The 25,599-nt window shown below is 36.1% G+C and carries 26 protein-coding genes and 1 riboswitch; of the genes, 9 read left to right on the plus strand and 17 right to left on the minus strand.

All coding sequences use genetic code 11. The annotated features are described in order from the left end of the window. Nucleotides 1–93: 93 nt before the first annotated feature. Nucleotides 94–873: a GNAT family N-acetyltransferase gene (locus ABH966_RS00005; RefSeq protein ID WP_370075011.1), complete on the minus strand. Its 780-nt coding sequence runs from the start codon at nt 871–873 to the stop codon at nt 94–96. 159 nt (nt 874–1,032) lie between these two features. Between ABH966_RS00005 and ABH966_RS00010 the strand changes: the two genes are divergently transcribed. Continuing rightward, the gene (locus tag ABH966_RS00010; RefSeq protein WP_370075012.1) at nt 1,033–1,563 is read left to right on the plus strand and encodes a GNAT family N-acetyltransferase; all 531 of its coding nucleotides are present in this window, start codon (nt 1,033–1,035) and stop codon (nt 1,561–1,563) included. 247 nt (nt 1,564–1,810) lie between these two features. Here the strand turns inward: ABH966_RS00010 and ABH966_RS00015 are convergent, their stop codons facing one another. Continuing rightward, complete coding sequence (locus ABH966_RS00015; protein WP_370075013.1) at nt 1,811–2,434, minus strand: HAD family hydrolase; 624 nt, start codon at nt 2,432–2,434, stop codon at nt 1,811–1,813. Nucleotides 2,435–2,606: 172 nt separating this feature from the next. Beyond that, nucleotides 2,607–3,470: an AraC family transcriptional regulator gene (locus ABH966_RS00020; protein WP_370075014.1), complete on the minus strand. Its 864-nt coding sequence runs from the start codon at nt 3,468–3,470 to the stop codon at nt 2,607–2,609. Between the two features lie 425 nt (nt 3,471–3,895). Here ABH966_RS00020 and ABH966_RS00025 point away from each other — a divergent pair, with 425 nt between their 5' ends. Beyond that, on the plus strand, nt 3,896–4,288 hold the full coding sequence (locus tag ABH966_RS00025; protein WP_370075015.1) for an NUDIX hydrolase: 393 nt from the start codon (nt 3,896–3,898) through the stop codon (nt 4,286–4,288). A gap of 133 nt (nt 4,289–4,421) precedes the next feature. Here ABH966_RS00025 and ABH966_RS00030 read toward each other — a convergent pair whose 3' ends face one another. Then, the gene (locus ABH966_RS00030; protein ID WP_370075016.1) at nt 4,422–4,634 is read right to left on the minus strand and encodes a hypothetical protein; all 213 of its coding nucleotides are present in this window, start codon (nt 4,632–4,634) and stop codon (nt 4,422–4,424) included. Between the two features lie 22 nt (nt 4,635–4,656). Further along, nucleotides 4,657–4,833 carry a sporulation protein Cse60 gene (locus tag ABH966_RS00035; RefSeq protein WP_156304561.1) on the minus strand — a complete coding sequence of 59 codons (177 nt, stop codon included), beginning with the start codon at nt 4,831–4,833 and terminating at the stop codon, nt 4,657–4,659. Nucleotides 4,834–5,187: 354 nt separating this feature from the next. On the opposite strand from ABH966_RS00035, the gene ABH966_RS00040 reads away from it, so the two are divergent. Together ABH966_RS00040 and ABH966_RS00045 are read left to right on the plus strand one after the other, a co-directional pair. Then, on the plus strand, nt 5,188–5,880 hold the full coding sequence (locus tag ABH966_RS00040) for a hypothetical protein (protein ID WP_370075017.1): 693 nt from the start codon (nt 5,188–5,190) through the stop codon (nt 5,878–5,880). After that, nucleotides 5,877–6,326 carry a hypothetical protein gene (locus ABH966_RS00045; RefSeq protein WP_370075018.1) on the plus strand — a complete coding sequence of 150 codons (450 nt, stop codon included), beginning with the start codon at nt 5,877–5,879 and terminating at the stop codon, nt 6,324–6,326. Before ABH966_RS00040 ends, ABH966_RS00045 begins: the two co-directional genes overlap by 4 nt. A gap of 89 nt (nt 6,327–6,415) precedes the next feature. Here the strand turns inward: ABH966_RS00045 and glnA are convergent, their stop codons facing one another. After that, nucleotides 6,416–7,750: a type I glutamate--ammonia ligase gene (gene glnA, locus ABH966_RS00050; RefSeq protein ID WP_370075019.1), complete on the minus strand. Its 1,335-nt coding sequence runs from the start codon at nt 7,748–7,750 to the stop codon at nt 6,416–6,418. Nucleotides 7,751–8,208: 458 nt separating this feature from the next. On the opposite strand from glnA, the gene ABH966_RS00055 reads away from it, so the two are divergent. From ABH966_RS00055 to ABH966_RS00070, 4 genes are read left to right on the plus strand one after another with little or no spacing between them, the layout of a single operon-like run. Beyond that, nucleotides 8,209–9,339, plus strand: a complete 1,131-nt coding sequence (locus tag ABH966_RS00055; RefSeq protein ID WP_370075020.1) for a SpoIIE family protein phosphatase — start codon at nt 8,209–8,211, stop codon at nt 9,337–9,339. A gap of 3 nt (nt 9,340–9,342) precedes the next feature. Beyond that, a complete protein-coding gene (locus tag ABH966_RS00060) occupies nt 9,343–9,765 on the plus strand; it encodes an ATP-binding protein (protein WP_370075021.1) in 423 nt (140 codons plus the stop codon). Between the two features lie 27 nt (nt 9,766–9,792). Further along, complete coding sequence (locus ABH966_RS00065; RefSeq protein WP_370075022.1) at nt 9,793–11,487, plus strand: methyl-accepting chemotaxis protein; 1,695 nt, start codon at nt 9,793–9,795, stop codon at nt 11,485–11,487. A gap of 54 nt (nt 11,488–11,541) precedes the next feature. Continuing rightward, on the plus strand, nt 11,542–11,928 hold the full coding sequence (locus tag ABH966_RS00070) for an STAS domain-containing protein (RefSeq protein ID WP_370075023.1): 387 nt from the start codon (nt 11,542–11,544) through the stop codon (nt 11,926–11,928). A 68-nt stretch (nt 11,929–11,996) separates the two neighbouring features. Here ABH966_RS00070 and ABH966_RS00075 read toward each other — a convergent pair whose 3' ends face one another. The 10 genes from ABH966_RS00075 to ABH966_RS00120 all read right to left on the minus strand — a co-directional run bounded on the left by ABH966_RS00075 (nt 11,997) and on the right by ABH966_RS00120 (nt 23,851). Continuing rightward, nucleotides 11,997–13,343 (minus strand): sodium-dependent transporter, encoded by a 1,347-nt coding sequence (locus tag ABH966_RS00075; RefSeq protein ID WP_370075024.1) that lies wholly within the window; start codon nt 13,341–13,343, stop codon nt 11,997–11,999. 164 nt (nt 13,344–13,507) lie between these two features. Then, the gene (locus ABH966_RS00080; RefSeq protein WP_370075025.1) at nt 13,508–14,095 is read right to left on the minus strand and encodes an ECF transporter S component; all 588 of its coding nucleotides are present in this window, start codon (nt 14,093–14,095) and stop codon (nt 13,508–13,510) included. 222 nt (nt 14,096–14,317) lie between these two features. Continuing rightward, a riboswitch (FMN riboswitch) is annotated at nt 14,318–14,516 on the minus strand. Between the two features lie 294 nt (nt 14,517–14,810). After that, complete coding sequence (locus tag ABH966_RS00085) at nt 14,811–16,118, minus strand: RNA polymerase subunit sigma (RefSeq protein WP_370075026.1); 1,308 nt, start codon at nt 16,116–16,118, stop codon at nt 14,811–14,813. Beyond that, nucleotides 16,115–16,648 carry an RNA polymerase sigma factor SigX gene (gene sigX / locus ABH966_RS00090; protein WP_370075027.1) on the minus strand — a complete coding sequence of 178 codons (534 nt, stop codon included), beginning with the start codon at nt 16,646–16,648 and terminating at the stop codon, nt 16,115–16,117. The genes ABH966_RS00085 and sigX overlap by 4 nt, the downstream gene beginning before the upstream one ends. An 83-nt stretch (nt 16,649–16,731) precedes the next feature. Beyond that, the gene (locus tag ABH966_RS00095; RefSeq protein ID WP_370075028.1) at nt 16,732–18,507 is read right to left on the minus strand and encodes an ATP-binding protein; all 1,776 of its coding nucleotides are present in this window, start codon (nt 18,505–18,507) and stop codon (nt 16,732–16,734) included. Continuing rightward, complete coding sequence (locus ABH966_RS00100) at nt 18,500–19,216, minus strand: response regulator transcription factor (protein ID WP_049668637.1); 717 nt, start codon at nt 19,214–19,216, stop codon at nt 18,500–18,502. Before ABH966_RS00100 ends, ABH966_RS00095 begins: the two co-directional genes overlap by 8 nt. A gap of 157 nt (nt 19,217–19,373) precedes the next feature. Beyond that, a complete protein-coding gene (gene ccsB / locus ABH966_RS00105) occupies nt 19,374–20,561 on the minus strand; it encodes a c-type cytochrome biogenesis protein CcsB (RefSeq protein WP_370075029.1) in 1,188 nt (395 codons plus the stop codon). Continuing rightward, nucleotides 20,558–22,222, minus strand: coding sequence for a cytochrome c biogenesis protein ResB (gene resB / locus ABH966_RS00110; protein WP_370075030.1), 1,665 nt, complete (start codon nt 22,220–22,222; stop codon nt 20,558–20,560). Before resB ends, ccsB begins: the two co-directional genes overlap by 4 nt. 13 nt (nt 22,223–22,235) lie before the next feature. Beyond that, on the minus strand, nt 22,236–22,769 hold the full coding sequence (gene resA, locus ABH966_RS00115) for a thiol-disulfide oxidoreductase ResA (protein ID WP_370075031.1): 534 nt from the start codon (nt 22,767–22,769) through the stop codon (nt 22,236–22,238). 350 nt (nt 22,770–23,119) lie between these two features. Then, on the minus strand, nt 23,120–23,851 hold the full coding sequence (locus ABH966_RS00120) for a pseudouridine synthase (RefSeq protein WP_370075032.1): 732 nt from the start codon (nt 23,849–23,851) through the stop codon (nt 23,120–23,122). Nucleotides 23,852–24,180: 329 nt separating this feature from the next. On the opposite strand from ABH966_RS00120, the gene ABH966_RS00125 reads away from it, so the two are divergent. Then, nucleotides 24,181–24,642 carry a hypothetical protein gene (locus ABH966_RS00125; protein WP_370075033.1) on the plus strand — a complete coding sequence of 154 codons (462 nt, stop codon included), beginning with the start codon at nt 24,181–24,183 and terminating at the stop codon, nt 24,640–24,642. A 296-nt stretch (nt 24,643–24,938) separates the two neighbouring features. On the opposite strand, the gene ABH966_RS00130 is transcribed toward ABH966_RS00125, so the two are convergent. Then, complete coding sequence (locus ABH966_RS00130; protein ID WP_370075034.1) at nt 24,939–25,526, minus strand: Asp23/Gls24 family envelope stress response protein; 588 nt, start codon at nt 25,524–25,526, stop codon at nt 24,939–24,941. Nucleotides 25,527–25,599: the final 73 nt, after the last annotated feature.

The raw sequence follows: 25,599 nt of genomic DNA on the forward strand, positions 1-25,599 counted from the left end.
ATATGGAGACAACATAAAAAATAGAGAAATCCGAATTTGAATTCATTCAAATTCGGATTTCTCACTAATTGAAGCTAGTTATGTCCCAGCCTCTTATCTATCTGTGCTTTTATAAAAAACAGCATATTTCACTGGATTAGTAAAGCCTAATTTAGCGCCTACATGATAAGATCCATGGTTATCAATATCACAATCCCAACAAGGCTTTATATCGTTTAAAAGGCAATCATCAATAAATTTTTCTGCAATGAAGCTTGCTAATCCTAATCCTCTATAATTCGAATCAGTAACTATATCAATCTCTGCAAATTGCTGCGATTTAAAAATAGAAACCGCTTCGCTAATAATCTTATCTCCATGCTTCAAACAGAATCCAAAACCATTTTCAAGGAAATTACTAGTAGAACCCCAGTACTCCTCATAATATTGGTTGTTAAATTCTAAACAATGATCAATTTGATGTTGCTTGATTTTAATGCATTCGTAGTTAAGCGACTCGTGCTTCTCTCTATTGTTATAAGCATTTTTATCAAAGCTGAAAGTATATCTTTCTAATTTATTCACATAAACGTTTAATCGTTGTTCAATTTTTGTGTTCCAATCTTCTGAGTAAGAAAATAATGTGAAACGTTTATTTTGCTCAATAGATTCTTGTAGTAAAGCTGCGAGTTTACTTATAACTTGCTCGCTAGATGAATCACCATAAACATAGTATATTCCTGATTTGGTTTGAAACAGTAGTGAATGAAGGCTTTCATTGTCGGCATAGACAGCACCTTCTATTACCTGCTCCAGAATACTGTAGACAAATGTTGGCGCCCTCTCTATTGTTTCTTTGACAATCGAATAATTCTCGGTCGTTACCTTAAACATTATCATTTCCCCTATTCTTTTGTATCTCTTCATACAGCATAACATTTTAGCAATTACTAGAATTATTGTATAATAGATACATGAAATTTGAAGGGACTGAATTATGCGCAGATAGCAATATTTTTCATCCAAACTTATAAAAAATTGGAGGTAAAAGTATTGATAGAACAAATTTACACAAAAAGATTATATTTAAGAAAAATGAAGATAGTGGATACACATAGTTTATTTAAAATTTGGTCAGATCCCGATGTGACGAAATTTATGAATATCACTAATTTCACTCATGAACAACAAGCGAAGGAAATGATTGAGCTTTTTGATCAACTAGCTAAGGAGCACAAGGCTATTCGCTTATCAATTATTGAGAAGGAATCCAATGAGATTATCGGCTCTTGTGGATTCAATTCATTTGACTTAGAGAACGCTACAGCAGAAATTGGCTATGATCTCGCTAAAGCTTATTGGGGAAATGGCTATGCGCCAGAATGTATTTCCGCTTTGATTGATTATGCTTTCTCCACTTTAAGCATAACTAAAATTGAAGCAAAAATAGAGCCTTGTAATAGGAATTCTATAAAAGTAGTAGAGAAATTGAATTTTACTTTTGAAGGAACATTTCAGGAATATGAAGAATCAAAAGAATCTTTTTATGACATTAATGTTTATTCTTTATTAAAAGAAAATTGACGTAAAAAAAACGAAGCCAAGAATGTTACCGATGAACATTCTTGGCTTTTTTCATTTCTATTACTTAATCGGAATCCAAATTTCAAAATAAAAATCCAGGCTAAATGGATTTTTGTCCGAGTACACTCCCTACTCAGCTTTCCCAGAAGGTTTGTTTGTACAAATAAATATGATGTTAAAATTCCCTACTCTTCTTAACCAAAACAGAGTATAGAGACCGTCAGAAAAGACAGACTCTATACTCCGTTTAAAATATATTTAATAAATCAAATGGCTTTTCGATGATATAGTCATACTCCTCTGGCTTTCCAAAACCATATGAAGCAAAAACAAAAGGAATCCCTGCAAACTTTGCAGAAAGCATATCTCCTTGTGTATCTCCTACATAGACAGCGTTTTTAATATGATTTCTTTCCATAATTAATTGAATATTTTCTCCCTTTGATAATCCTGTACGTCCCGGATTTTCAAAATCGAGAAAATATTTCTCTAGTTTATGATAAGCATAAAATGTTTCTATGTAGCCCTCCTGACAATTGCTCACAATGAACAAGCGGAATTTTTTTGAAAGAGCTAGTAAAGTTTCTTCTAACTGCGGATATAAAATACCGCCATTACGTAATAAATCATCTTGCTCTTGCTGGCAGCATGCTAAAATAAGCTCCATCTGCTTTTCTTCATCAAGATATTCAAATAATACAGCTGCTATTTCTTGAATTTGTAAGCCCATCGTTTTAGATAAATCCTCTTCGGTTATCTTTCCTTTACCGTAAGGAGACCCTTGAACTACCTGCGCCCACGATTGCGCTACTGTTTTTCTTGAATCCCAAAGTGTCCCATCCAAATCGAAAATAATGCTCTCTATGTCCATATGAAACCTCCTTTATTAACATTATACAAAATATGGATGTTGAGAAGAGCAAAATTTCTCATCAGGAGGATTTTATATACGATGTTTACTATGTCGGACTAAACAATATAAAACATCATCACTACAAAAAATGGATTTGGCAAACTAATCGTTTACCAAATCCATTTTATCTTTATTGAATTGGAATCCAAATTTCAGAGTATGAATCAGGGCTATAAGCATCTTCATCAGGGTAAACTTCAAGTTCAGCTGTTCCTGCTGGTTTATATGGATTGGATGGGAACCACTCTGAATAAATCTGTTTCCAAGTATTTTGCATAGCATCTGGCATAGGGCCATGCACCTCAAAGACAACCCACTTCGATGCAGGTATCTCCAACGCTAATAGATTTTCTCCCACTTCCCCTACATGATCCGTAGCAATCCAGTAATCAATGAAACCATTTTGCCCTTGGTCTGTATTTGGTACACAAACACCTAGCGTCCCTTTAATGCTTCCGTTATTTAATTGGATAAGTTGATGATCGAAATTTTTCGAATTCATCTCATTCCAAAAATGAGGAATGTCTTGCAAGTTCTCACCATTTTGACAATTATATGTTCTTTTTACCCCTACTACTTGAAACTTTTCTTTTTCTACGATCTTATACTTCATTGGTTCTGCTCCCTTCAGGCTTACCTGGATGACCAGGCGATTGTATGATTGTAGCTGTCCTTGCTTCTTTCTTGCTTCACTAGGCGTTAGATTATGCTGCTTACGAAATGCCTTTGTGAAAGCTTCAGGAGAGTCGTAGCCATATTTGTAGGAGAGATCGATTACTTTTTGTTCTGTATTTATTAACTCCTGTGCAGCTAATGTTAGCCTTCTACGTCTTATATAATCTGCAATAGACATATCCGTTAAAATCGAGAAAGTCCGTTGAAAATGAAAGACCGAAGAATTTACCTCCCGTGCAATTTGCTCCATTGTGATGTCATCTAATAAATGCTCTTCGATATAATTTATTGCTTTTTGAATCGACTCAATCCAACTCAATTGCTCTCACTCCTTGTTTATAGCTTATAACATCAAAATTAGTTATTCCTGTCTTTTTATGCTAACTTTGGACTGGTAAAAATGAAAGCTTTATTTTCACCATAGCGTGGTGTTGATTTCCGTTCCGACAGGTCGCTTTGTTGTTGCTGTCGCTACGCTTTCGCACAGAGCAAAGCTTCCTGGGGGCGTCCGATGAGCCGCTTCACTCGCGTTGCTCGCTCCAGAGTCTCGGGCCAGCACGATGCTGGTCACGAAGGCGTTATCACAGGACGTGATGGTTTTAGCCTTCGTTCTTCTATTGCTGATCCCCAAGGAGTCGACCAGTCTCCACTCCAATCAACCTATATACATAGAATTAACAAAAGTCATACCTATTTTTTGGATAATATGGGTTAAAATTAGTATAAAATATTAGATTGGAGGTTTTGATATTGGTTAAATGGCAAGGGGCAGCAGGAATTTGCTTAAATGAAGACAATCAATTATTAATGGTTTTGCAAGGGACTAAAGAAGAAGCAAAAACATGGGCAGTGCCATCAGGCGGCATAGAAACTACTGAAAATTTTGAGACATGTTGTATCCGCGAAGTGTATGAAGAAACTGGATTTATAGTAGACATCGTCAGAGAAGTGTTACATAAAAATAATGATGTAGTAGAAGTTCGTTATTTCGAAACAATCGTTAAGGGTGGACAAATGACGATACATGATCCCGATGAATTGATTTATGAAATTGCGTGGAAATCAAAAGATGAATTACTAGATTTAACATTAACCTTCCCTGAAGATAGACAATTTCTATTATCATTGTTTCAATAATAGAATCATCATGACTTAGGATGGATAGTGGTAAGAAGACCCTGCCAGAAGCTTATTACTTGGCATTTCCTCTCGATATATCCACAACCGCGGGTATTTCCCTTCCACCCGCGGGTAAACTCTTATATTTTGATTATTTCATTTTTACTTTTTCAACGGCCGCTTCATATATCAATTCATCATCAATTTTAATATATTGATTTTTCGCTGCCTTACAATAGCCTTCTTGTTCTAAAAAATCCTTTAGTTTAGATTTCTTCGCAAATATTTTTTCAATGACATTCTTCTCCACTCCAGATTCATCATCTGTTCTTTTAGCAATTGATACCCAATATATTTTCGACAAGTTATTTCCCCCTCCGGATCAATCATTTATAAATAATTAAGGCTGAATGTATAACTGTATGTTCCCCTATATATAACGTATTGTATTTAATATCCACTATTAAATACTCGCTTAAATCTAATAGAGCGTTATTAATATCATGTTCAAATTGTACAATATCATTATTTTGGATCGTTACTACTTGGGTCGCTTGCGTCATACATTTTCCCCCTTTTCTTCTAATCATAGATTAACAGGAAGTATTTGTCACAAAAAAACGTTATCTCAATAGGAGAATCCAAAGAGTTAGAGTATCGTAGGCCATTTAAAATAATATTTCATATCGTCCGCTAATAAATATGAAATCAAACAATCCAAAAGAAGCTGTTTTAATTTTATATTCTCTCCCTTACTTCAATTGATAAAATAGGTAAGGAACCATTTATATGGTAATGTATTAATGGAATGTCCGGAATATTTTCCACTAAAAATATAAGAAAAAAGATTAATAGATAGACATTCCCTTTAAATCGAGTTTTTATAAATAAACCTTACCCTAAATGGAGAGATTCACTTGAAAATAATAGAGCGAACAATAATACTATCGTGTGTAGCTATATTCCTATTCATTGTTTTTAAAGCCGTTTATAATGGTGCACTGTCAAATAGATCTATAATTAAACCTCAAAGTTCAAATTATTATCAAATAATTGATAAAGATTTTAATAAAACAGTAGACTTACCTTTTACTAGCATAACTTCGTTTAGAGGTAATTCTAGCTCGATTTTTATGAGTGTAGATCATAAGAGTCCAAATGCTCTAGATAATAAAGTCGTTCAATATGATCGAATGACTCAGAAATACAAAACTATATTTAATAGCAAATTTGAATTGCCATCGATGCAAGGTCTAGAATTAAATGAAAATTGGTTAGTATGGGTAGATGCCGACGAAAGTGGATGGCAGTTGAACCCATATTTTATGAATTTAAAGACGAAAGAAATTCAACCGTTGACAAAAGAAAATGAAGAAGATGTTTTTAATGACTTCCCTGTCCTAATTGGGGACTATACAGCTTGGATTAAATCAGATAGAAAAGTTGAAAAAGCGGAAGTTATGCTAAAGAATCTAAAAACAAATGAAATCGAAAGTATATTTGATTTAAATACTTATACATTTATGAATATGCATTTATCTTCGAAGGATGGAAAAATATTATTTACTGATAAAAAAATAATTATGGTTATCTGTATTTATACGATGTGAAAAGTAAAGAAATAGAAGAAATAAAAACTAACTATGAATTCATTGGTTGGGCAAGTTTGCTATATGGCAACCAATTTATTTATCTAACCTTTAATGATCCTAGTGAATCTTCAACCGATGACCAAAAGCTTCTTTTTTATACTATTTCTAATAAACATACCCAAGTCGTTCTTTCGGATGTGGTAACTGTAAATTCCCATTATACAGATTTTAATAATCAAGTGTTTTTTTCTTATAACGATGAAGGTATGAGAAAATTTAAGGTAAAGAATAATTTACTAGTTGAAGATGGGGAATTAAACAAGGAATTAGAAACTCCTAACTTTTATAGGCTTTCTGCTGAAAATAATATCTATATTATTAACCAGGACCTTTCATATGAAAAACGTAAAAACAAATTAATTATCCAAAGTGAGCTGACTAAAAACGGCTATCCCTATCAATGAAAAATAGGGATAGCCTTCTTTTTGTCATTCAATCCCTCACCTTTTAGATCAGAAAAGTGTCGAAGCCCTAAAGCCCCAACACTCCCCTTCTAATACATTTTCAAATATTCTTCCCGCTCCCAGTTATGGACACGTGTGCGGTATTTATTCCATTCTATTTCTTTAGCAACCGTGAATTTTTCAAAGATATGATCTCCAAGTGCTTCACGTACGGTATGATCCATTTCTAGTTCAAGGAGTGCGTATTCCAATGACGACGGGAGGTTGTCGATACTGTTCAATTCACGTTCTGCTCGTGACATTTTATAAATATTGCGATCTACAGCATCCGGTGGTGTGAGATCTTTCCGAATGCCATCGAGTCCAGATGCTAAAATAACGGCCATCGCTAAATAAGGGTTGGCTGCTGGATCGACAGAACGCAGCTCGATACGTGTTGATAGTCCTCGTGAAGCTGGAATTCGAATAAGTGGTGATCGGTTTTGTGCAGACCATGCTACATAGCAAGGAGCCTCATAACCCGGCACTAATCGTTTATAGGAATTAACAAGTGGGTTTGTTATAGCTGTAAAGCCGTGGACATGTTTTAGTATCCCTGCCATAAAGCTACGCGCTGTTTGGCTTAATTGCAATTCTGCACGTTCATCATAAAACGCATTTTTATCCCCTTCAAATAATGATAAGTTGAAATGCATGCCAGAACCGTTAACACCGAATAGCGGCTTTGGCATAAAGGTTGCATGCAGCCCATGCTGTGCAGCTATCGTTTTTACAACAAGTTTAAACGTTTGAATATTGTCACATGCTTCGATCGCACTTGCATATTTAAAGTCAATTTCATGTTGACCAGGTGCAACCTCATGGTGTGATGCCTCAATTTCAAAGCCCATTTCTTCTAACTCTAATACGATATCACGCCGACAGTTCTCCCCTAAGTCAGTTGGGGCTAAGTCGAAGTACCCGCCACTATCATTTAACTCAAGTGTTGGATGCCCCTTTTCATCTAACTTAAATAAGAAAAATTCTGGCTCTGGCCCTAAATTAAATGAGCTAAAACCTAATTCCTCCATCTCCTTTAAAACCCTCTTCAGATTGGAGCGTGGGTCACCTTCAAATGGTGTACCATCTGGTCTAACAACATCACAGATAAAACGAGCCACTTTACCTTTTTCAGCCGTCCAAGGAAAAATTACAAAAGTATCACGGTCAGGGCTCAAGTACATATCTGATTCCTCAATGCGTACAAAACCTTCAATTGATGAACCATCGAACATCATTTTATTGTCCAATGCTTTTTCTAATTGGCTAACCGGTACTTCAACGTTTTTTATTGTTCCTAATATATCAGTAAATTGTAGGCGAATAAATTTAACATTTTCTTCCTCAACACGGCATTTAATATCTTCTTTTGTATAACGTTTCATTTTTCACCACTCCAATGTAATTTTAATTAACACGATTCTTTTGTAACTGTTTTTAAAATACATTAAAAGGATGTAAAACACAATATATATGTAAGGTTTTATTACATGCATTTTATCGAATATATTAATCTTTTTTTCAGATGGATAGAGCCCCCCTCCCCTTCCTACTTATCATTTAAGTCTTTAGACTCATCATACGGTAGTTTAACTAAAAAGTTTTTGACTTTGTTGCTTGAAGCAAGAACTTTATTTCCATATTTTATATCACATTAGTCTTGTATAATGTCATATTTATTGGTAAATTTATAGCAAATTAGAATTTCTATTTTATTCATCAGATAAGTAAATAGGGCGTATATATAATAGTCGGAAATTATCATATCCATTTCACCTTGGCGCAATTGCGTCCGGGGTTATATCTTCTGTTAAAGATACATAAGGCGGTGAATGTAAGAAGCATGTCAGTATTAATTATTGGCAGCGTAAGTAATGATGTATTACGTCTGCAAAAATATTTTCATCGTATCGACATCAAAAATATTCATTGCTTTACAACAACTGACGCAGCAATGAATTATTTATCAGATTCTTTGAAAGAAGAGCTAGAAATAATTATTCTCGATGCAAAAATGACACTTAAAAATTGCGAGAACATTTGTCAACAAATTGACGAACTAAAAAACTGGATCGATGCCCCTATCCTCCTTTCTACTACTTACGAAAAAAGCATTACAATTGATAGGGTTTTTGAAGCTGGGATTTTCGACTTTATTTTAAAACCATTTGATTTCACTCAGTTTAAAACCCGGATTCAGGTGGCCCTTAAATATCAGAAGGAAACCAAGCTACGAAAGCAGCAAGAAAGTATGATTCAAAAAGATTTAATTGTCGCGAAGAAATTTCAAAAAAATGCACTATCTCCTCCATTGAATCTTGAGCATATTCAGATCGATGGACTTTATGTTACATCCAACACACTAGGAGGTGACATGTACTGCTGGTTTAAGATTAATGAACACTTAACTGCCATTCTTCTTTACGACGCAATGGGACATGGCATTGCCGCATCACTCGTTACAATGTCCATTAGATCTTTGTTAAAGGGAATAATCACGAAATTAATTGATCCAGTTTTAGTAATTCGAGAACTTAACCGCCAAATTTACGAGTTATTTTCTGATGAAGATATGGACCGTTTTTTAATGACAGCTATCTACATACTCATTGATACGAAAAACGGAACTGTACACTATGTTAATGCGGCTCATCCATCTGGTTTCTTATTTGGAAAATACGGCGAGACGGTGTTCCTCCCAGCAAATACACCTATATTAGGGCTATTCCCGACCATTCCTATTAATAAAAAAAGGATACCTTTATCCGGATGGCATCGCATAATACTTTATACGGATGGATTATTGACAATCAATGATCAACAAGTTGTTGATATGGATTTTTTCCATTCCTATGCATCACACGATAATGGCTATGCCTTGGAGAAATTTTCCCAAAAATACGATTTATCCGATAATTATTACAACGATGATATAACAGTAGTTTCAATAACAATTACATTACAGGGTCGGTGATTGATGATGGAATTCATACTCAATGTAAATCCTGATACACAAGCTATAGCTTATGTAGATCAAGTTATAGAGAATTATACAAATGTATATAATTTACCTTTTAAAAGAGAATTACGATTTGTCGTACATGAATTAGTTATTAATGCTGTGGAAGCTGTTAAGAAAAATGATCCATATTCCGAAAAGGCTATTCAAGTACACGTATCTCATTCTAATAAAGAAATAAAAATAACAGTTACTGATGAAGCGAAAGGAATCGCTGAAAAGGATTGGGATAAGGCTCTACAATTTGATTTAAACGAACTGGATTATTCAGATCGTGGGCGAGGTTTATTTTTCGTTAAAAATATGGTCGACCATATTTGGTTTGAAAATATTTCTGAAACAAAATTTTTAGTTGGTATTTCAAAAAAGATTCATGTATAAAGTTAACGTAAAATTGGAGGAGTTTTCATGAAGCTGTCAATCCGAAAAAAAATGAGCCTGTTAATATTCGGGTGTATTTTGCTACTCACTACACTTTTAGCAGGAATAAATTTTTATGTTGCCAAAAATAATCTTTTAGAAAGCGCAAATACAAAGCTTTTATCAGATATTCAATTGAGCTATGAATATTTAGATGCTAAATTCCCTGGAGAATGGTCCATTAAAAACAATCAATTGTATAAAGGTGACGTCAAAATAGTAGACAATTTTGAGGTAGCTGATAAAGTCGGAGAGCTAACAAACGGAAATGTCGTCTCAATCTTCCAAAACGATACTCGCATTAGTACAAATATAGTCGAGAATGGAGAACGTGCATTAAATACAAAGGTTTCTGATGAAGTTGCGAAAGTTGTATTAGGAGAAAAAAAACGTTTTATCGGATCAGCAAATGTCTTGGGGAGTATGCATCAAGGAGCCTATGACCCAATTTTAAATAGCCAAGGAGATGTTATTGGCGTATGGGCAACAGCTGTACCTACCGCTCCATATATAAGTATTGCTACAAAGTCTGCACTTGAAAATGTAGCGGTCTCCTTAGGAATTGCCATTTTAATGATTGTTGGGATTAGTTGGTTTTTACAGCGACAAATCATCACACCCATTAATATTTTAAGTACAAATGCCAAAGATTTAGCAGATTTAAATTTAAATGTAAAATTATTAAACCCAAAAGGTAAAGATGAGATTGCTGTTTTAGCAAATGCTTTTAGTGATATGAAGAATCGATTAACGGAAACGATGACAATCGTAGCTGGTAGCGCCAATCAAATAGCTAACTCATCGCATTCATTAGCAGAATCATCACATCAAACAAGTGAGGCTTCTAACCAAATCGCACTTACGATGAATGAAATTGCAGTCGGTACTACGACTCAATCTGATCAAGCTGAACAAATAGTGTCTATGATGCAAAAAACAATCGAAGAAGTATCGACCAGTTTACAAAAAGCCGAGAATACGTTAAATAGCGCTATAGAATCGACCCATTTTGCACGCCAAGGTGAAGAGGCGATCAATGAAGCTATAAAACATTTAAGCGATGTCACACAAACAGTGTCTTACGCGACAGATTCTATCCAAAAACTCGGTAAACGCTCTGAAGAAATCGGTGGCATTATTACTGTTATTACGGGTATTGCGGATCAAACAAATCTACTCGCCCTCAATGCAGCCATCGAAGCAGCACGAGCAGGTGAGCAAGGAAAAGGCTTTGCCGTCGTTGCATCAGAGGTACGCCAGTTAGCTGAACAATCAAGTTTAGCATCAGGACAAATTACAAATCTCATTAAAGATATTCAGGCTGAAACCTCTGTGACAGTTCGCACGATGGAAAGTAATCTACTAGCAGTAGAGGAGCAAGTAACAATTATCAATAAAGGAGGAACTGCATTAAAAGAAATCGTTGAAAAGGTCGAAGAAACAGAAAACGGCGTTGAGCAGATGAAGGCTGCATTTACGAATGTAAACAACAACTCCTTAGGGGTTCAACAAGCCATTCAAGATATTTCCCGTATCATTGAAGACTCCGCTGCAGCAACAGAGGAAATTGCCGCAACATCGGAAGAACAATATGCAACTGTGGCAGAAATTACACAAAGTTCAGACGAATTAGCATCGATTGCCGATAAATTACAAAACGAAGTCAATAAATTCAAGTTTTAACTTCTATAGAATTAGAATTTCCTTACATGAAAAAGAAAATGGAGGCGCTATAGTATGGATCAGAAGAAAATTGCGATGGTTATTGACACAAAGTCTGATTATATTTTGATTGCGTTTACTGGCGATTTAGAATATGGGTCGATTGAAGAGATTAAAATTGAGCTTCAATCGTTAAGCTTGGAAACAAAGCATGGATATATTATCGATATGCAAAAGGTTACAAACATCGATAGTACCGGCTTTGGCATGATTGTCAATTTCGCAAAGAAAGTATCTGTAAAAGAAAAGAAAATCGCCATTATTGTTGTCGATGATTTCATTCGCAATTTGTTTGCTATTTCACAAGTCGATAAAGTATTCCCTATTACTAAAAGCGAAGAGCAAGCAAGACAGATCATTAAAGAAGGCTGGTTAGGTGAACTATCACTTAGCGAATACTAACCCTATCGTTGTCCCCCAAACATAAAAGTAAGTTGCATTCCTATTAAACGGAATGCAACCTACTCTTTTTAATACTGTAAAAGCATATTTACAAACACAACGATAATGACGAAAGGTACTACTATTAACATCAGTAGTCGATACGCTGAATAGAACCCCTGCCCCATTTGACTTCCTATTAATAATTCCTTCTTCACAAATTCTTTATCAACTACATACGCAATAAAGATAGCAATCAATAAGTTACCCAACGGAAGCATTAAATTAGAAACTAAAAAGTCAGTTGCATCAAAAATTGTTTTTCCAAAAATTGATACATCAGCTAATGTACTTGATGAAAGTGCTGCAGGAATCGCTGCAATAAAGACTACTACACCTAGTAGCATCGTCAATGCAGAACGAGACATACGTCCCTTCTCCATAAATGCCGCTACGATAATTTCATATAAACTGAAGGAAGAAGTTAGCGTTGCGAATAAAAATAATAATAAAAACATCGCTAAGAATATTTCACCAAATGGCATTTGACTAAATGCTGTTGGCAGAACCGTAAATAATAAGCCTGGTCCAGATGCCGGTTCTAAATCAAAAGCAAATACAACAGGGAAAATGGCTAATCCTGCTAAAAACGATACAAGCACAGTGAGAAGAACAACAGAGCCTGCGGAATTAGGTAAGCTCACATCTTTCTTTAAATAAGAGCTGTACGTCACAAGACAAGAAAATCCTACTGCTAAGCCAAAGAAGGACTGCCCTAACGCTTCCAATATAGCCTTTCCAGTTATATTAGAAAAGTCAGGCCACAAGAAGAATTTAACCCCTTCCATTGCTCCATCTAATGTTAAAGCCCTCACAACAAGCACAATAAACATAATGAATAATAAAGGCATCATCCACTTATTGGCCTTCTCTATACCATTTTGCACGCCAAGTGAAATGACTAATACATTTACTAGCGTAAACAGCCCTAAACCTAGCAATGTAATCCAAGGTGTTCCTACAATCTTTGCAAATAGTTCACTAGGATCCACGGAAGGATCAATAACAGCCCCAGTCACACCAAGGCCACTATATATAAAAATCCAACCTCCTACAACACTATAAAAACTTAATAATAAAAAACAGCCGAGCACACCCATACGACCAACCCAAGCCCAACCTGTTTTAGTAGGTGCAATTTTTTTATAGGCAGTCACAGCCTCAGACTGTGTACCACGACCTAAAATATATTCTGATAATAACATCGGTAAACCAATCAACAATGTAAATAGCACAAAAATCAGGAAAAATGCTCCCCCGCCACTTTGTCCAGTAACATATGGAAGCTTCCAAATTGCCCCCAGTCCGATTGCAGCTCCAGCCGATGCTAAAATAAAGCCTAGTTTACTAGACCACTGACTCTTTTTTTCACTCATCTCTTCAAACTCCTCTAACTTACTCAACTCTTCCTTATTCTACAATAAAATAATACAGTCGACTACATTAATTCTATATGTTACTTTTGCGTAATATTATCCAACACCTCAACCATTCTACATAAAAAACCTCGAACGCTTAACAGCTCGAGGTCTCATCCTAATTATTTTGTTAAATACATAGAACGCTGATGATCAATCCATTTACGCATTGTTGTGAATAGTAATGCCATGATGATAGTAATTAAAATACCTTTCACAATGTTAAATGGCAAAATACCAGCTACGATCATTTTATATAGTGAATCACCTACAACAGGCTCCATACCTAAAAAGTAAGTGTACATAGGTAAAAATACTGCATAGTTAAGGATGCTCATTCCTACTGCCATTACAATTGTTCCAGCAGCTAAACCTCCGATAAGGCCCTTAACTGTTTTGGAGCGATTAAAAACAAAGCTCACTGGTAAAATAAATAAAATACCTGTTGCAAAGTTCGCGATATGTCCTACCGGTACTCCCGTTGGCGTGCCTGAGAAAACCCAGTCCAACACATTTTTAAATAATTCTACTAAAATCCCCGCTACAGGTCCCATAGTGATTGCTGCTAGTAATGCTGGCATATCACTGAAGTCCACTTCCAAAAACATTGGAAATGGCGGAATCGGGAAATTAAAAAGCATTAATAAAAACGAAATACTGCTCAGCATACCAATCGTAATATACGATTGAAGTTTAACATTTTTCTTCATAGAAAACTCTCTCCTCTTTGCTGATTCAATCTCGCAAGAAGAAAGGTTACGACCTAATCAATTATTATCATGAAAAAACCCTTATGCAAAAGAGCATAAGGGAGAATAGGCATGATTAAAAAACGCCATTAATTAACTATTTTCTGAGCATACGCTGTGTGAAACCACATCGAAAAAACGCTCGTACATAGCTAAATTCATAACAATGAATGACGATCGTACCTCCATCTTCTCCCATCCAGACTTTAACTGTCGGCCTTGGAATTGCACCAAGTCAGCCATGCAAAAAAATTATTTGCACAGGTCGCGGGCTGAAGAGCCTTTAGTAAATCATGCGAGCTAATATGTCTTAAAGGAAACATTAGCGATTTACAACTCTATTACCGCCGGTCGGGATTTTCACCCTGCCCCGAAGATGAATCATTATTTTTTTATTTCATAGCCTTACTATAATGAATTATTAGAGAAAAGTAAATAGCTTTGCTTTAAAAAAATCCGATTAAACTTGTATGCTTTAATAAATACTCGTGAAAAGTAGCTTAAATCCTTATTCATCTCATCACCTATAGAGGCGAGAGACTTCGTAGGTGACGCTTCGCTTTCGCTACTGAAAATAATTGCTAAGTTAAATGACAAGAGCATTCACGCACATATAGTGGCGAGAATGCTCCAAAAATTTATTTATGTTCTGTTCGTCTATTTGTTGTTAGGCTGTTTATGGCATATATCGTTTATTGGCTCCTACAGGCTTTGGCAAGAATTTTTTTAAATCAAATCCTTCCCAGGTTTCCTGTACAACATTGTCTAAACGTATTTGTTGATCAAAGCTTGCAGCAGTGAGCATCATAGCTTCTATCAGTTGAGTTGCACGAACAGTATCCATGGTCGTTAAATCAAGCGGCTCATCAAATGTAACAATAACGCCTTCTGCTACTTCTTTTACAGTGTATGCTATATTTTCTGGTACAACTGAAACGTATACATCATCATTTTTATTTCGCATATCGGTAAGCGCTTCTGTTACAGTGGGAAAAGTCTTACGAGAATCGGGTGATAAATATTCAGCTCCATTTTCATCTTTATATAAATAATAATTAAAATGATTTGAGCTTGTTAATGCCTTAGGATTACTTGGCTCTTCTTCCTTGGAAAATTTGTAGGCTGTACCATCAGGATTTTCAAACTCAATATCTTTATACTCTGAATCTGAGAATGTATCCTGTAAAGTCTCTAAATATTCATTAGTATCTGCTGAAGCAACATCATAATCATTTTTCTCCGGCAATACATGAACTAGTTTATCGCCCTTCTCCTTCAATTCTCCTTTATATGGATGATAGTTAGTAAAACCATTTGCTTTCTCATCAATTTGCGGCGCATACTTTTCATACATTTGTAATGTTGTAGGCTTTTTCTTCGGAAAATCAGTGGCAACTCGTTCATTTGGAATGATATACGTCATCGGTACGCTTTTCTTATCACGATTTGCCAAACCAATATGAAACACTACTGCTTCTGTTAAATCTTCCTCATAAACAGATGATCGTAGAGACATAATCCTTGAATGTTTTGCTACTATGTTGTTGGATTCCATAATCTTATCCTGGTTGACAAAGCTTTTCGCTGCTCGACTATCCTGCGATGTTGAATATTGAGAGGTTTCAGGAGCACTAGCCTGGTCTAATTTTACATCATTATGATTCATGAACATAGAGCCTGTAATTACTGTTAAAGCGAAAACTGCTGCAACACTCATAAAGATTGGCCATTTACGAACTTTCTTCTTTGTTGTTGCAGTCTCGGTACTTTCTTGTTGCGTAGGAATACTGTGTTGTTGCTCTTGCGATGTTATTTCATCATCTATTGGTTGTTGTATAGCTTCTTGAAGATGGACATTATCCTGCAAGCGAGCATCTGTCAATAATCGATTTAATATTTCTTCTTTTGAACGGCGGTCAGAAAGCTTAGGGGCATTATTTAATAGATGCTCTAGTTGATCATCATCAAATTGGTTATGTGTCATTGCCGTTTCGCCTCCTGTTCTCTAACCTGTTGTAGCTGTTGCCGTAAAAATTTAATGGCACGATGCTGAGTGGTTTTTACCTTCGCTTCTGTCCAATCTAGTATTTGTGCAGTTTCTGCAATCGATAAGTCTTGAAAGTAGCGCATAATAATGACCATTTTTTGGTCACCTGTACAGTGTTCGAGTGCTACTTGCACCTGCATAAATTCATCACTGGCCTGCAATACGTCCTCCGGTGATGGTGTGGTTGAATGTAGCTGTTCCGTTTCCCAATCAAAAAAATCAAGTGAATGTTTTTGACGTACAGCCTGCTTTCTAAAATGATCAATAGCGACATTTTTAGCAATAGCAAAAAGCCAAGTCTTTTCACTGCTATTTCCTGCGAACTGATCATATGAGCGCAATACACGAACATAAACCTCATGCGCTAAATCCTCAGCAAGTGTACGGTTTTTTACTAAATAAATAAGAAACTGGAACACGTCTTGATGATATGCATCGTATAACCGATGGAACACGGAGTCATTCAAAGCACTCCACCCCCGTTCTATTTATATTTGTCGTCTAAATGTCCACAGAAGTTACATCCAATTAATACCACTCTTTAATAGTATTAATCAAAAGGTAAATAAAACGTGAAGGTAGTCCCCTCTTTCAGCACACTATCTACCATAATATTGCCTGAATGTGCCTTGACAATATTTCTAGCAATAGCTAAACCTAGGCCAGTTCCGCCTTTAGAACGTGTACGTGCCTTATCTGCTTTATAGAAACGTTCAAAGACATATGGTAAGTCCTCTTGCGGAATACCATGCCCTGTATCCTGAACAGAAACCTTGGCAAAGGTTGGTTCCTGCTCAACCTTCACTGTTACAGACCCTTCATCAGTATGACGAAGAGCATTATCAACTAAATTTGTTAAAACCTGTTCAATTCGATCCTCATCTATACTAATCGAAGCTTCGTCATTAAATTCACTGTCAAATATTAGACGAACATGTTTCTCTTTTGCCACCTGTGCAAATTTTTGAGTAATACGTTCAAATGTTGAATTAATCGGGAGCTCATCTTTGTAAAGCGTCATATGCCCCGATTCCATACGCGCAAGGTCTAATAAATCTGTTACTAGACGTCCCATACGTTTCGATTCATCATAAATAATTTTTGTAATTTCATTACGTTCTTCTTGATCTTGAATAAAATCATCATCCATTAGAGCCTCTGAATAGCCTTGGAGCATCGAAATTGGCGTTCGTAGCTCATGAGACACATTGGCAATAAAGTCTGAACGCAGTTTTTCTAAACGATGCTGCTCTGTCATATCACGAATAACCGCAACCGCTCCACGTATCGATTCCTCACTATAAAGAGGGCTAATCGTAAACGTATAGTAACTTCCATCCATCTCAATTTCTTCTTCAAGCTTATCCTCAAACATCAGTACATGATCGAGCATATGATAAAGCTCTGGCGGAATTGGCTTCGCACTTTGTGATCCCTTATTAACAAACCACGTTTGCATTAAACGGTCCGCTGGCGGATTACTTAATAATATTGTACGATCACGATTAAACGTAATAACTGCGTCTGTCATCGATGTTAATATATTGGAAAGCTGTTCATTTTCTTGATTGATCACTTCTAGATTGTGTTTCAATTGACGGCCCATTTGATTGAAGGCAACTGCAAGCTGGCCAATTTCATCATTTTGTGTAGTCGGCATCTTCGCTTCAAAATTCCCTTTAGAAATTTCAAATGCCAGCTCACGCATTTTACGTAATGGTGACGTAATACGTGATGAAAGGAAAAACGCAAAAAATGTCGTCAGCACAAAGGCAATGAAAGCAGATAAAAAGACAATTTTCGTCGTCTCTTTCGATGTTTTATGCAGCGCATCCGGACTTTGATAAATAAAGACAGCCCCGTGTACAGCATTTTCCACATTTAGCGGGAAACCAAGCACAACATACGATTCCAACTTTTCTTTGTCTGTAGAAGACGGCATCATCATTTCCTTAATAATCGGTTTATCTGATTGAAAAACTTCTTGGAACGATTTATTGGCTAAAATCATATCCTGTATTTCTTTTTTATTGACACCTTCCTGCATAGCGAAAGAAATTCTATCATGGTTAATAGCAATAAGTGCATTTGTACTTTCAGGTAAAATATCTTTTAATAATTCCGAAGTCGATTCTGCTGTTTCATTATCATCTACTATACTGGCAACTGTTGCTGCAGTTTGACGCAAGGAGCTTTCTGCTTGTTGCATATGGTAATTCTGAAGAAATTCAAGCATTAAAACCGTGAAAACAAACAATACAAATGAAACGAGAAGCAATATGGTTACCCATAGCTTCCCGACAACACTGTTCCATATTCTATTCATTGACAACCTCAAATTTGTAACCAACGCCCCATACAGTAACAATCATTTTTGCAGCGTTTTCAGATACACGGTTGAGCTTCTCGCGTAAACGTTTTACATGTGTGTCAACTGTACGTAAGTCGCCAAAGAAATCATAATGCCAAACTTCTTTTAGTAATTGTTCACGGTCAAATACTTTGTCTGGTGATTTAGCTAGGAAATAAAGCAATTCATACTCTTTAGGCGTTAAATTTACTTCAATACCCTCTGCTGTTACACGGTGCGCATCATGATCAATCATTAAATGTTGGAACACAACTAAATCTTTTGAAGAAGAAGCATTTGTCGAAGGTGAGAATGCTTGTGAACGGCGTAATATAGCCTTCACACGTAACACAACCTCACGAGGACTAAATGGTTTTACAATATAATCATCTGCTCCAAGCTCAAAGCCTTGTACGCGATTCGCTTCCTCGCCTTTTGCAGTTAATAAAATAATTGGTGTTGCTGCACGTTCACGGATTTCCGCACAAACTTCAAGCCCGTCTTTTTCAGGCATCATAATATCTAATAAAATACAGTGATACTCTTTTTCCAAAGATTTTTCGATCGCTTGTTCACCATTTTCTGCCTCGTCAACAAGGTACCCTTCTCGCTCTAAATACATTTTTAATAAGCGTCGAATACGATCCTCGTCATCTACTACTAATACTGAAATATTTTCTGACACTTTCACGATCCCTCTCTTCTAATCTTTCTCTACCTTCTATTGTACATGGTACAGCACTTATTGAAAAGAAAAGAAAGCCTTCTTGCCACAGCAAGAAGGCTCTTCTTTCCAATACTAGCGACGTAAAAATATCATATATGCTCAAAATCAACTTAGTCTATGCTGATGCGTATGAGTGTAAACCTGCAAGAATCAAGTTAACAGCAATTAAGTTGAATAAGATAATTCCAAAACCAATTAATGCTAACCATGCAGATTTTTCACCTTCCCAGCCTTTCGATAAACGTAAGTGTAGGAATGCTGCATAGAATAACCATGTAATAAGTGCCCATACTTCCTTCGGATCCCATCCCCAGAAACGACTCCACGAAAGTTGTGCCCAAATCATTGCAAAGATTAAAGCACCTAACGTAAATACTGGGAAGCCGATTATTACTGAACGATAACCAATTTCATCAACTAATTGTAAATTTACTCGTTTGACAAAAGGTTGGAAAATCGCACTAATTCGACGTCGTGCAATTAATCGAATCAATAAATATAAAACAGACCCTACTAATAATGACCACACAACTGATGTTAATTTCTTCGCATTAATGAGCGGAGGCATTTCTACTAACGGAGACATGCCATGTTCTTCAACCGCCTTATATTCATTCATACCAAATAGTGGCGGCATTTTGTATTCAATTTGACGTCCATTACCCTCTTTATCAACATAAGTATATGTTGAATCGTAACCCATCAAACTAAAAACGGATGTAGCAATTACGAAACCAACGACTACTACAAGGAAGAACATTACCGCTTCTAACCAGAAACGTTGTTTAGAAGGTTTCTTTAAATTAACTACTTTTAATAAATAAATTAGTCCTGCTACCGCACTAATTGCTAAAAGTGATTGCCCCAAAGCAGCTGTAATAACATGAATTGTTAACCAGTAACTTTGTAAAGACGGCATTAAAGGAGTTACCTCTTTCGGGAACATTGCTGCATAGGCAATTATTAATAACGCCACAGGTAATGCTACTAAGCCTAGAGCCGTCACGCGATAAATAAAATAAATCAAAACGAATGCCCCAACAATGAACATCCCAAACGCAGTCGTAAATTCAAACATATTACTAACAGGTGCATGCCCTGCATAAATCCAACGAGTGACAAAATAACCAAGCTGCGAAAGTAGACCTACAATAGTGACAGCAATTGCCGCTTTACCCCATTTTTCGGTATTTTTTCCTGTAGCATTCGATTGCTTTATCGAACCACCAAATAATAAAGTTGCAACTAGGTAGGCTATGAATGCTACAAATAATAGGTTTCTACTTATGTCAATCAAACTCATAAGGTGTTGTCACCTTCCTTTTTCTTTGTGGATTTCTTGACATCTTCTGACTTATCTAACTGATCTTCATATGTTGGTAGACCAGCAAATGTAGTGACTGTATCTAAATCCTTTTTCATACTGAACATATTTTTATTCACATGGGCAGCCATCAACACTCGACCATCAGGCTCCACCTGTAACCATAAACGTCGGTGGTTCCAATACGAGCCAATTACTACACCAATCATGAAAATAATACCGCCGACAAATAACAATGGTATCGTACTATCCTTACGAATTGTAAAGTTTGATGAATTACGCGTCTCTGCTCCTACGAATTTCATTCTATATTTGTTGTCACCAAGTGGTTCAAATGGCGGCTTCCTGATTTCTACAAAGCTTACTTCACCTTTTGGAGTTTCTGGTGTTATCATTTTAAATATAAATGCTGGGTTATTTGGTATTGATGTTTTTGTTTGTGGTTCACCATCTTTAAAACCAGAAAAATCTGGTGTATACACAAGAATCTTTACTGAGGAACCATTTCCTAAATCATATTTTTTTTTAGGATTCGTTAAATCAATTTCAATTTGACCTAGTGAATCTTCTTCTGTTGCTTTATTCACTAAATTAAAATTCATCTGTCTCAATTCGTCGAGGCGATAATTCATTTGATACAGTGCAAAACTGTTTTCTTTTAACGGATGATTGACACGAATAGAGTAATCTCTCAATTTTTTAAGATTATCTGTATCTCCAGGAAGAGCTCCGTCAGGTTGTTTGTATAATGTGATGTCTGTTTGATAGTTCTTCGCCATAGCATTGACACCTTGGTTAGATTGCTCATCCTGAGGTTTATCGTCATGGGTTTCCAAAATAAATTTATTATTTTTAATAAAATAGCCGTCCATACCTGGTATAGCTCGTGTCTCACCTTCACGGATCCAAATCGTCTCATCCACATAAAAACCAGGTACTAGGCGCAACATAACACCTGCTAAAAAGATAATGAGACCGACATGATTTATGTATGGGCCATATCGAGCAAAACGGCCGCGCTCTGCTAGCAATGCGCTTCCATCACGACGAACACGATATTTTAATTCAGTCATTTTTTGCTCAACTTTATCTAGCGTTTCATCAGGGTTTGGCACTTGTCCTTCCGCAACGATACGTTGACGCTTCATGAAACTTTCATGACGTTTAACGCGTTGATTTTTTAGAGACTTGTGTAATGGTAAACCACGGTCTAAACTCGCAACAATAATAGATATCGCAAGCATACCCACTAAAATTTGGAACCACCAAGTGCTATACAAATTAGAAAGTCCTAAATTATTATAGAATTTGCCCAACCAACCATACACTTTCTCATAATACTCCGCTTTACTAGGTTCAGGGGCATTAACATACATCTCTTGCGGTAGTATTGTTCCAATTGACGCTGCGACTAACGTTATAATAATAAGAGCAATCCCGACTTTTACATTCGAGAAGAAATTCCAAATTTTATCAACGATTGTTGCGTTATACGTTTTTGAGCGAATCGCCATTCCGTCATAGCGCATATCAACAACTTTTGTTTGTTTACCTTCCTCAGTTAAAGGACGACCACATTTCTCACAAAGCTTCGTGCCATATGGGTTACTATGACCACAAGCACAAATAATGTTTTCCATAGTCATTTACTCCTTATTTTGGCTTCACTAATTCCATGTACGAAGCAATTTTTCCCTCCGCTATTTCACCAGTAATAATTTTGACTACTTTACCATCTGGATCAATAAGGAGAGTTGCAGGTAAATTACCTACATTGTAGGTAATACTAACGCTTTTCGTTTTGTCAATAACTACTGGGAACGTTAATTTGTGTCTATCGACAAAATTCTGTACTTCAAAATTTGTTTCCGCAATATTGACCGACAATGTTTGTACACCCTGATCTTTAAAGGCTTGATACTGACGGTTTATTGCAGGCATTTCCCTCTCACACGGCGGACAAAAAGTTCCCCAGAAGTTCAAAAACACTCCCTGCCCTTTATAATCAGACAGCTTATGTTTCTCACCGTTTAAATCTACTAACGTGAAGTCTGGTGCTTTAGAGCCCACTGCTATTAACTCTACTTTATCCTTTGTTGCTGTTCCGTATACCGTGTAACCAATTGCTAAGACTAAGACTGCCAAAATAATGGTACGAATGACGAGACGTTTTTTCTTTTTCTCCAAGTTAATAAACCCCCTATCAATTTACGGCTTAAAGTAACTACAACTGACGCTAAGCTTTTCATACAAACATTCATATGTATAGATTACACTGTCTAATTTACAGCATTGACATGTTTGTCAAATTTTACATTCATCATGAACTTGTGCGTCAAACACCACCTTGCAAACCGTGGAAACGATTTCATCAAGATGCAACTAATCTAGGTTAGCTATTCTCACCTATTATAGCAAAATGAAACAGAAACGCTTAGCTAATAATTATGAATGATTTATGAACGATTTCACTAATAAGAAAGTGAATACATTGCTATTACACATAGAAGTATCACTTTCTCATAGAAAATGCTTATTTATCCGATTTTTCCTGTCTCCGCTAACACACGCAATTGCTTCACTTCATGCTTTGTTAATTCACGATATTCCCCTGGAGTTAGTCCGAATAAATCTAAAAAGGCAAAGCGTTCACGTTTTAGTTTAACTACTGGAGTACCAATCGCCTCGAACATACGACGCACTTGACGATTTCGCCCTTCGTGGATCGTAATTTCACAGATTGCCTTACCTGCTTTTTCATCAAATGAAGTCATACTAACCATTGCAGGAGCTGTTTTGCCATCTTCTAACTTAATTCCTCGTTGCAGCTTTTTTAAGCCTTCAATCGTTGGAACACCTTTAACACGGGCAATATATGTTTTATCGATTTTAAACTTTGGATGCGTCAGCATATAAGAAAATTCACCATCATTTGTCAATAGCAATAAACCAGATGTATCATAGTCGAGACGGCCAACTGGGAAAATTCGTTGCGGGATATGCTTAAACAAATCTGTGACAGTTTTGCGTCCTTTGTCGTCTGTTACAGCTGAAATCGTTCCACGTGGTTTATATAGTAAATAATAAACCTTATCCTCTTTCTCAAGCTTCACGCCTTCTACTTCAATCGTATCTGAGTTGGAAACTTTCGTACCTAACTCACGCACTACGACTCCGTTCACTTTAACTTTACCTTCTACAATCAATTGTTCTGCCTTACGTCTAGACGCCACACCCGCATACGCAATGACCTTTTGTAATCTTTCCATTCTTTCACCTCTAATTTTCTTTCACCTTGGTTTGACACCAAGCATTAAACCTCATTCGCACATTATGAATAAGGTTATTTTTCCCGCTAATCTGTGAAAATTATGTCATACTTTTATACATTATTAAAGAAAAACTAATTATGCATAAATAATTAAATGATTTGAAATAGTTTTTATCAACTAGTTTCTGGATAATTTGTACTTAAATATTAAGGATTATCACCATAGTGTGGGGTTAATTTCCGTTCCGACTGGACGCTTTCTTTGGGGCGTCGGGGCAACAGATATTTTATTGCGCGAAAGCGAAGCGACAGCAGCAGGATGTTTTTTTGCGCGAAAGCGAAGTGACAGCAGCAGCAGGTTTTATTGCGCGAAAGCGAAGTGACAGCAGCAGCATGTTTTATTGCGCGAAAGCGAAGCGACAGCAGCAGCAGGTTTTATTGCGCGAAAGCGAAGCGACAGCAGCAGCATGTTTTATTGCGCGAAAGCGAAGCGACAGCAGCAGCATGTTTTATTGCGCGAAAGCGAAGCGACAGCAGCAGCAGGTTTTATTGCGCGAAAGCGAAGCGACAGCAGCAGCAGGTTTTATTGCGCGAAAGCGAAGCGACAGCAGCAGCATGTTGGTCACGAAGGCGTTGTCACAAGACGTGACTATTTTAGTCTTCGTTCCTCTCTCCGCTTTGCGGCAGTGTCTCATCTGCGACGTTAATCCCCAAGGAGTCAACCAACCGGAACGAAGATCAATTTATATACGTGGAATACGTTTTAACAAAATGGCTTCCAACTTTTGAATTTTATCGGAACACTTTTACGTTTTATCACCTAACTTTTGAGTTTTATCTACCAACTTTTGAATTTTATCTACCAACTTCTGAATTTTATCCACCAACTTTTGAATTTTATCTACCAACTTCTGAATTTTATCGACATCTACCTTTCAAGCTTTATCTACGTAGCAAATGTCATCCCCATCTTTTGGTGATGATCCAATTTTAATCAAATCCTCTTATTATTTTTAATCAAATAGCGAGCGCTCTTAATTTCTTATAAAACAAAAAAAGCCACCATTTTCGGCAGCCTTTCATTACTACTCATTTCCACTATATTTATTTTCGATTTTAAGTCCATAGTTACTTAATTCTTTATTAATAAATTGCTTCGTGCTTGATAACTTTTCGGTTAAAGATTGTTCAATTATTGAACCATCTTGTAATGTGAAAATCAATTTTTCCGGTGAACTGACACCATTTTTCTCCACAATAGTCTGTTCAATCTTTACAATATCTTCCCAGCTTGTATAATCTTCTTGCAAACTAAAAAATTGATTCATATGAATTCCTTTTGTATCAATATATTGATAGTTATTAATACATAAAAATATCAATGCACTAGCAATTACAAACGATGACCCCACGATTCCTCGTTGAATTTTCTTCCTTTTTTTTGTTTTAGGAGTCACTAAAAAATTGATTAATAACATGACTGCTAACATGAATAATACTACCATTAATACAATATAGGCTGTAAAAAAAGGATCAAAAAAGTAATATTCTTTTGGTCGATAAAACAATTCTTGAATAAGATATAAAAAAATAAAAGGAGCGATAAAGCTTGACAAGAATAAAATTATTATTACCCCTATTTGATATTGCTTCTTGCTTGATTCAGTGGTCATAAATAATTTCTCCCCTCTATTAATATTCCAAAAATCTAATTAAATACTATTCTAATTAATTTTACCAAATTGC

The organism is Lysinibacillus sp. RC46 (assembly GCF_041262385.1).
Lineage (GTDB): Bacteria > Bacillota > Bacilli > Bacillales_A > Planococcaceae > Lysinibacillus.

Excerpts from the sequence above, each read along its gene's own strand:
- ABH966_RS00015 (WP_370075013.1), bottom strand. The coding sequence starts at position 2,434 with ATGGACATAGAGAGCATTATTTTCGATTTGGATGGGACACTTTGGGAT.
- ABH966_RS00075 (WP_370075024.1), bottom strand. The coding sequence starts at position 13,343 with ATGAGTGAAAAAAAGAGTCAGTGGTCTAGTAAACTAGGCTTTATTTTA.
- ABH966_RS00060 (WP_370075021.1), top strand. The coding sequence starts at position 9,343 with ATGATGGAATTCATACTCAATGTAAATCCTGATACACAAGCTATAGCT.
- ABH966_RS00085 (WP_370075026.1), bottom strand. The coding sequence starts at position 16,118 with ATGACACATAACCAATTTGATGATGATCAACTAGAGCATCTATTAAAT.
- ABH966_RS00035 (WP_156304561.1), bottom strand. The coding sequence starts at position 4,833 with ATGACGCAAGCGACCCAAGTAGTAACGATCCAAAATAATGATATTGTA.
- ABH966_RS00070 (WP_370075023.1), top strand. The coding sequence starts at position 11,542 with ATGGATCAGAAGAAAATTGCGATGGTTATTGACACAAAGTCTGATTAT.
- ccsB (WP_370075029.1), bottom strand. The coding sequence starts at position 20,561 with ATGAGTTTGATTGACATAAGTAGAAACCTATTATTTGTAGCATTCATA.
- ABH966_RS00120 (WP_370075032.1), bottom strand. The coding sequence starts at position 23,851 with ATGGAAAGATTACAAAAGGTCATTGCGTATGCGGGTGTGGCGTCTAGA.
- resB (WP_370075030.1), bottom strand. The coding sequence starts at position 22,222 with ATGGAAAACATTATTTGTGCTTGTGGTCATAGTAACCCATATGGCACG.
- ABH966_RS00095 (WP_370075028.1), bottom strand. The coding sequence starts at position 18,507 with ATGAATAGAATATGGAACAGTGTTGTCGGGAAGCTATGGGTAACCATA.
- ABH966_RS00080 (WP_370075025.1), bottom strand. The coding sequence starts at position 14,095 with ATGAAGAAAAATGTTAAACTTCAATCGTATATTACGATTGGTATGCTG.
- ABH966_RS00130 (WP_370075034.1), bottom strand. The coding sequence starts at position 25,526 with ATGACCACTGAATCAAGCAAGAAGCAATATCAAATAGGGGTAATAATA.
- ABH966_RS00005 (WP_370075011.1), bottom strand. The coding sequence starts at position 873 with ATGTTTAAGGTAACGACCGAGAATTATTCGATTGTCAAAGAAACAATA.
- ABH966_RS00065 (WP_370075022.1), top strand. The coding sequence starts at position 9,793 with ATGAAGCTGTCAATCCGAAAAAAAATGAGCCTGTTAATATTCGGGTGT.
- glnA (WP_370075019.1), bottom strand. The coding sequence starts at position 7,750 with ATGAAACGTTATACAAAAGAAGATATTAAATGCCGTGTTGAGGAAGAA.
- ABH966_RS00055 (WP_370075020.1), top strand. The coding sequence starts at position 8,209 with ATGTCAGTATTAATTATTGGCAGCGTAAGTAATGATGTATTACGTCTG.